Annotated in this window: 4 protein-coding genes; 2 read left to right on the plus strand and 2 right to left on the minus strand. The window is 55.6% G+C overall.

What is annotated here, in order from left to right; all coding sequences use genetic code 11:
- On the minus strand, nt 1-801 hold an 801-nt coding region (locus tag YUU_RS54405; RefSeq protein WP_198031971.1), incomplete at its 3' end, for an aminotransferase class III-fold pyridoxal phosphate-dependent enzyme.
- Between the two features lie 2,958 nt (nt 802-3,759).
- Here YUU_RS54405 and YUU_RS54410 point away from each other — a divergent pair.
- Nucleotides 3,760-4,641, plus strand: a complete 882-nt coding sequence (locus YUU_RS54410) for a polysaccharide deacetylase (protein WP_063621863.1) — start codon at nt 3,760-3,762, stop codon at nt 4,639-4,641.
- A 741-nt stretch (nt 4,642-5,382) separates the two neighbouring features.
- Nucleotides 5,383-6,246 carry a transposase gene (locus tag YUU_RS57970; RefSeq protein ID WP_245288324.1) on the plus strand — a complete coding sequence of 288 codons (864 nt, stop codon included), beginning with the start codon at nt 5,383-5,385 and terminating at the stop codon, nt 6,244-6,246.
- A gap of 538 nt (nt 6,247-6,784) precedes the next feature.
- On the opposite strand, the gene YUU_RS0145195 is transcribed toward YUU_RS57970, so the two are convergent.
- Nucleotides 6,785-7,213, minus strand: a 429-nt coding sequence (locus YUU_RS0145195; protein ID WP_027528038.1) for a serine hydrolase, incomplete at its 5' end; no start/stop codon positions are given.

Consider the following 7,213-nt stretch of genomic DNA (forward strand, 5'->3'; position numbering starts at 1 on the left):
CGGCGACAATGCTGCGAACTCGAAGCTAAAGAACTCGCCTGTGCGACCACAGCCCATCTGGATGTCGTCAACTATGAAAAGGGCGCCCACATCCTTTGCAATCGCCTGAATTGATTGCAGCCATTCCTNGCGAGCTACGTTTATTCCTCCTTCTCCCTGGACAGTTTCGAGAAGAATGGCAGCTGGATGATCGACGCCACTACTCTCGTCCATCAATACCTTTCGCAGGTAGTCAGCCGTATCAACAGCTGGCCCAAAATAGCCATCATAGGGCATGAAAGTTGCGCCGGACAAGGAAGCGCCGTTGGCCGCGCGATAGAAACGATTACCGGTCGCGGCAAGGCCCCCTAAACTCAGTCCATGATATCCGCGTGTGAATGAAATGATATTTTGACGTCCTGTGACTTTGCGAGAGAGCTTTAAAGCTGCTTCAACAGCATTCGCACCTGTTGGCCCGGTGAACTGGAACCGGTATCGCAAACCCCGTTGTCGAAGTATAATAGAGTTGAACGTGTCCATAAATTCGAGCTTTGCAGGAGTAGCCATGTCAAGTCCGTGGATCACGGCATCAGACGCGAGATAATCAGAAATCGCAGCTCTGATCTCATCATTGTTGTGTCCGTAGTTCAGCGCTCCAGCACCAGAAAAGAAGTCAATGACCTTGCGACCACAATCAGTTACCATAATGGAGCCGCGTGCTCGACTGAAAATAGCCGGAAACGAACGTGAGTACGAGCGGACGTTTGATTCTAAGGCTGCGACAGCCTGCAATTCAGGTGACTCGCTATTGGCTCCACCCATGGTGGTCTCCTCGGCAGGTAGATGCTTCAATGGACAGCACACGTGTCAAATTGCTCGGAATAGCGACCGGAACGCGCGGCGTTTTGGCGGGATTTATGTTGCATTCTTGTCTTTCAAAGTGTCTTAACTCACTTACCTGAGAGCCGGGAGCAATGAACCTACCAAGCCTAGCAGTCTTTGATTCTGCCTTGCACATCTACTCTGACCAAGGTGCCCCGTCTTGCCTCGGAAAAACTGAATGGGCTTTCAGTGCCAACTGAGCGGTCGCCGAGCCGGTGGGGATCGGGAAGGGTCAGCAGCAGGATGGCGTGGCTGATTTAAATGGCCCATTGCCTGCGGAGCAGAAAATTATTGCTCGCGATTGAAGAGTATGGGCGCTTAGAGTACCAACGACTGCTCTCTCTGCTCGAGAGCCGTGGGTTGGGGGGCTCGACTTTTTCATCATAGTGCGAGATTCGTACGATGATTATCCTAGGGGTGGCGCACCAGTATGGCACTGCGTGACCGTAATCTGTTGGCGCTCTACCCGAGCGCCTAGATGAGATCGCCGCCGAGGGAGCGGCATTCTCTACGCGCCGGCACTCGAGGACGTCGAGGAGCCGCTTAAGGCCTTCATGTAGATCCCAAGCTGAAGCTATTCAGGTTTTGGAGTCCCAGCTGATTATGATTAGGGTGTCAATCCGAGGTCGACCCAGACTTGTTTGGAGTCAGACAGACGTGCGTATCGAAGTGCTTATTTTAGCTCTGCAGCGGTGCGCTGACGATCGCCGAGGTCGGACTGCCACCGTGAGAACGTGAATAACGATCTTGCTCGTGATGGTCTCACAAGATCATTCTGAGATGTTGGGCGGAATGTCATCGTTCACTATGGCTAGCGGCGACTGCAGTGATTGTGGCTTGCGCGATCAAAGATACTTGCTGCGAAGAGCATACCTACTCGCCCCAGGCAAACGGAGGACGATAAGCCCGCGGTAAATGGCCAGGCCTACTGACGCTCGGCACCGAAGTTGGCAAACAGCCGCGCACAGTAGCAGGTTGCGGCCGAGCTGCCGATTTCGACCACCCGCGGATCCGACAACATTCCCATCGAGGGCTCCGTTGTGATGTGTGATGATCTGATCTATCTCGCGATGCGAGAGACGGGGGCGTGTCTGCTTGCAATGCGTACGAGCTGGGACACTGGGACTCGAACGCAGAGCCCCCTATCCAGCTCGGCGCTCGCTGCGTAATCAATGACATTGTGAGTGCCGAACACGATTCGGCCGCGCTGTTAGCTCCGCAACTTTATTGCTGTAACACCTTCGGATGGGGGCTGGCCCCTTTCCGTGTGGCAACCAGGCGGCATGTACCCCTCCAGCTCCTTGCCTGCAAAGTGGCAGTTGCCTGCGAAGCGGCAGAAGAGGGCATGAAAGCCGGAAGCGTAGGACGTGCGACGAATTTCCCACATTTTTTTCAACGCTGCCCTTGTCCCATCCGAGCTGCCTCATAGCCTGCCTGTATAGCAAGACAGTAGTTGATCGTACACCATCACCGACGGATCAAGGCACTACCTACTGTGGTGAGGAATAGTGTGGTCGATTCCTGAAAAGGGCTGTTGGCCGGTATTGGCAACCGCGGCAGAGTTCCTGTGCGATGGACCGACTGCTCGCCGGTCTTCTCGAGCTGATGTGGCAGGGCCGGTCAGGCGGGCTGATAATCGGTGACGAGATGCGTCGTCGTCGACACACCGCTATAAGAAGGGAAGGCTGCCGGTCACGATCTCGCCAGCAGCTGGAAATGTAGGACGAGGGGCTCGGCGTTGACGGTCGTCCCGATGATAAACTGATCCAGATCCCAATGGCACCGAGACCTATATTCGGAGAAGCCGATTGGCTAGATTATCTGCCCAAAGTCCTGCGCTGCGAGGGGTCCGTACGGCAGCCGCCAGCAAGCCGATGCGGAAGGTGAAGTTAACCAATAGATACTGCTGGCCAACGCTGCCCGGCCGACTGCATCAGCGCCGATTCGTCCGCTCAAGTAACATTGGCGAGGCCAGCCCCCGACTCGTTTCCGCGCCTCGGAAGTGGATATTGTCTTCTTACCTGTCTACATGGAATCATGTCGTGAGGCTCGACTCGAGGGACAAACAATCTCTCAACCGACTGCCCACCGATAATTGGTTTGGTAATGGTCGCGCATGCGGACTCAAGCGCAGCTCTGCCTCAGAGAGGTCAAGCGTGCTCCAATGGCTAACCTGCTGTTAATCGCGGCCCTAAGCCATGCTCGCCGACCGACGAGAACAGGTCAGCCGTCTTGATTAGCGATTGCGCCGAATAGTTTCGTGCGGTTTGGAGTAAAGAAGACACCGTGTGTGCCCGAACATCCAGACGGTTAATCACCACCATCGCCTGCATGCGTTTCGGCGCGAACCGGATGCCGGCGCGGTCGATAAAAAGCTACGCGCTAGCTAAGACGGATGGCGGTAGCGCAATGATGAAATCCAATACGAGACACACCTGAAGTGAAAGGCGATAGTCTTGGCCATGCTGTCACTCCATCGCAGATGGGCCTGGATGTGATCTTTTGATCCCAAAATGATATTCGCTGAAGCCGTCTAGTCGCGACGGCACGTTGCAAGTCCCACAGTTGAGATCAAAATTGATCTATGTTGTATCGATTAGCAGATCTTAAATCTATAGACGTTTTTCCGCGTGCCCGTTTCTGCCCGCAGGCCGATTCGCGATAATGCATTCCGGGATTGCAAATTCAACTCTCGATCCTGGTAGTTTTCGAAGCCTGTTGCATTCTTTAGCGTCAAGTTCGCTCGAAGCACGCTATATCGGACTCGAAGCACGCTATATCGGAAATGGAAGGGTGTAACTGGTTCGTCAACCGATACAGGCGGGCAGACGCTACATTATCCATAGCACAAGGAAGTTGCCCCGGTCACGATCAGCAGCCGGCATCTGGAGACAGGACATGCCAAATATCCCATGGCCGAACGGCGCCAAGATTGCCGTCAATCTCACTTTCGATTTCGATGCAGAAACTTTGTGGCTCGGGCGCGACCCGACCAATGTTGATCGTCCCGGCACGCTTTCTCTGGGCACCTACGGCGCCAAGGTAGGCGCACCCAAGATCCTCGAACTGCTTGCGGACGAAGGGCTCCCGGCCACTTTCTTCGTGCCCGGCTGGGTCGTCGACAACAGAACCCATGTCATCGAGAAGATCGTAAGGGCCAATCATGAAATCGGCCACCACGGCTACCTACACAAATCGATTGATCCAACCAATCTGGAGATGGAACGCGAGGAGTTTGAAAAGGGCATCGACTCCATCAAGCGCGTCATCGGTGTTGCGCCCGTAGGCTATCGCGGTCCTTCAGGAGAAACGAGTGCGAATCTAATCCCCCTTCTGACCGAACGAGGCTTCATCTACGATAGCACCATGCTGGACGACATCGAACCTTACCGGCACGTCCTGAGCGACGGCAGCCCCGGTGTCGTCGAGTTGCCGTGGCACATGGATGACACTCTGTATCTTTTGACCAGCATCAAGTTCCACCGGCCGATGGCAACCAATGATCATGTGCTCTCCATTTGGAAGTCGGAGTTCGACGAAGCCTATATATCGGGCGGCTATTTCAATCTCATCATGCATCCGCAAGTAACAGGCAGACCATCACGCATCCGCACGCTGCGCGAACTCATCTGCTATATCAGAAAGCACGACAATGTCTGGTTCGCACGAAGCCGTGATGTGGCGACCACCTGGCTGAAGGTTGCGAACACCCCCGGCGATGGACCGATTGTCTCGCCCTTTCTGCGACGGAGCGAGAACGGGACTATTTCGCAGCGGTAGACCGCGCAAAAAAAAGAAGGGTTTCGACTGTTCCCTTCAAAAATCTCGTTCTCCACCTAAGATTAGTGCTTTCGCCGCACGTCTTCGCACGAAAAAGATTTCTGCGCAGGAAGGCGCAGCGGCGCGGCCGCAGGGTTGGACTCGGCTGCGGCCGTCTCCTTTGCACACTTTCGCTTAACCCAGCGCGTAAAGGTTACCGAGACAGGGCTGGCTCTCAGGAAGAAGGTGCCGATCATTGTCCTTTGCGGCGGGTGGTGACGACGTCAGCCATTCTTCTTTTCTCCAAAACAATCGCGAGCTCGGGAGTGGGACTTCGTACATGACTCGAAGCTTAACTTCAAAAAAACCATCTAGGACAGCGTCCGCCTGTGGGCGTAGAAACGGCTGATGTCTATCTTCGTGAAGGAAGGGAAGCGGCCGACAGCTTTTTGGTGCGAGTTAGCCCGCAAAAAAACATGGTCCATGGGTTGTTGCGCACGTGAGAGTGGTGACGCCGTCAGGCGATCCCGTTTAGGAAATTGATCATAAGCGCAGCCCAACGGGAGGATTGGCAATGGGTCGGAACAACTCGAGGAACAACAACCGCCGCACGATGTCGGTGGTGCATCCAAATGCGGCCGCGATCTACGTCGGGGCCACGATGCACATGGCCGCCGTGAATGCAGATCGGACGCCTGAGCCGGTCCGCAGCTTCGGTACCTTCACAACTGATCTGCACCGGCTGGTTGACTGGTTTGCAGAGTGCGGCGTCGACTGGAGTCAACCAGCGCCTATTGGATCCCGATCTTTGAGCTCATCGACGCTCGTGGCTTTGCGGTGTTCCTAGTCAATGCGCGCGATGCCAAGCATGTGCCCGGACGCAAGACCGATGGCAGTGATGCGCAGTGGCCGCAGCGGCTTCACTCCTTCGGTTTGTTGCGCGCAAGCTTTGGGCCCAAAGGTCAGATCGCCGAATTGTGTGCCTACCTGCGTCAACGTGAGCGTCTGCTGGAGTATGGGGCATCTCATATCCAACACATGCAGAAGGCGTTAACTGAAATGAACGTGCAGCTCCATCACGTCGTGACCGATATTACCGATTCGACCGGGCTACGGATTATCCGCGCGATCCTTGCCGGCGAGCGCAATCCAGCAGTGCTGGCGCGCATGCGGGATCGTTGCCACGCCACTGTCGAGACGATCGAGAAAGCGCTGGCAGGTAACTACCGCATTGAGCATCTGTTCATCCTCGAACAGGCACTCGCTCTCTACGACACGTACCAACAGAAAGCATTTGCCTGCGACGCTCGGATCGAGGCTGTGTTGAAAGAACTCAGCGTCCGTTGTGGTCGCGAAGGAGGTCAATTGCCTCCAGCACGTCAGAATAGATCCCGTCAACAGAATTCTCTCGGTGCGATGCACTCGCCTTCACCGCGGCAGAACCTTAAACCGAAGATCCAGCGAAAGAGCCTTCGACATGCCTGCCGGCCTCCAGCCCCGGCAAGCAGCTCGAATCAGCTTAGCGCCGATTTGGGAATTCCTTTCGATTCTCTCAGCTCGGCGAATGCTCTAATGCCATCGCGCTTTAGAGGGACATTGATAACGCATTCACAAGTGCGGTCGTGAGATCGGAGGTCGCGATTGGAGCCGTCAAGCAATTGTAGCCACAACCTGCACTAGCCAACCAAAACTAGAAACCTGCACAGCGCGACAGATTGAACGAATCTCAGCTTCTGACCTCAATGTTTTGCTAGGTATCGACGTCAAAGGCTCGTGCGCGCTCTCCAGTCGCGTCAAAGGATTGCGTGATGGTGATCCCGGCATCATGCATCTGGGAGCGAGATCACCGGAGGGCGGCGGGCCGCCTTATTCCACGGCCAGCAAGATCAGTATGGACCTGCGACGGGAGCGGCCCTGCAAGAGGCCTGCCGTACAAGGGCAATGCCGACGCCCTTCATGCAGTTGAACCTTTGCTTCAGTGGTTCCCTGTTTGCTGGCCACGGCTCAGGCCGTTTCGCCGGCGATATTCTGAGCCCTCGTCAAACGTCGCGCGACTGGCAGGATGGCAGCGCCACAACGGCCTCTCTGAGCGCTTTGACAAACGCATCTTGTGCTTGTCCGTACTCCGGAAGATTGGGCTCATACCAAGCTGAATTGATGGCAATCACCACGTTATATCCGGAAACACGTGAATGGCCTGTCCCGAATGGCCCAAGGCCGCGTAGCCGTTGCGATAGATCCACCAGTGATAGCCGTACCCGANGGCACCCAGACTTGTAGCCGGCAGAGTCACGTGTGCGGTGGTGGCTTCCGCAAACCAGTCGGACGGCAGTACAAGCCGTCCGCCAGCCTTGCCGCNTTCCAGCATAAACTGCCCAATTCGGGCGTAGTCGCGCAACGTCATAATCAGCCCGAAGCCGCCGTATTCGCGGCCGNCGGAGTTGACCATCCAGAACGCGTCCTGTTCCATTCCAAAGGGCTGCCACACCTTTTCCGAGAGATACTCCGACAGCGATCTGCCGACGGCGTTTGCGACCAAGATGCCGGCAACGTTGGAATCTCCGGTTTTGTACTGAAAGTTGGTGCCAGGTGC

This window comes from Bradyrhizobium sp. Ec3.3 (assembly GCF_000472925.1).
In the GTDB taxonomy this organism is placed as follows: Bacteria; Pseudomonadota; Alphaproteobacteria; order Rhizobiales; family Xanthobacteraceae; genus Bradyrhizobium.